Source organism: Sphingobium sp. D43FB (assembly GCF_002312805.1).
GTDB lineage: Bacteria > Pseudomonadota > Alphaproteobacteria > Sphingomonadales > Sphingomonadaceae > Sphingobium.
This window is the reverse complement of sequence record NZ_NMUA01000208.1, coordinates 1-430: the sequence shown is the minus strand read 5'-3', so window position 1 is coordinate 430 and position 430 is coordinate 1. Positions and strand designations below refer to the sequence as shown.

The following is a 430-nucleotide window of genomic DNA, read 5'->3' as shown; positions in this document are numbered from 1 at the left end:
CGCACGACGGCCGCGCTGTTGTCGTAAATTTTGCCACCAAAACCGTTCGGGTTGCCGAGCTTCACGCCGCGCGCCTTGGCGGCAGCCAACGCTACCTTGGTGCGGACGCTGATCTCTCGCGCCTCCTGCTCTGCCATGGCGGCAAAAATGTGGAGTTCGAATGCGCTCGCATTTGGGCGGTCGCAGGCGATGAACGGGACATCGCGCTCCATCAGATCGGCGATGAAGGAGACCTTTCGGGCCAGCCTGTCTAGTTTGGCTATGAGGAGCGTCGCGCCGTGCCTGCGGCACAGGTCCAGCGCGCGCGCCAGTTCGGGTCTGCTGTTCGACCGGCCGCTCTCCACCTCGGTGACCTGCGCCACGATCTGGGCGCCCCGGTTCGCGACGAACTCCGCGACGCATTGCTGCTGACCTTCGAGCCCGAGGCCGG

The 430-nt window shown here is 65.6% G+C and carries 1 protein-coding gene; it reads right to left on the bottom strand.

Annotated features, from left to right (window positions below; all coding sequences use genetic code 11):
* Nucleotides 1-430 (bottom strand): recombinase family protein (locus SxD43FB_RS24060; protein ID WP_141249666.1); only part of this gene is annotated, 430 nt, incomplete at both ends.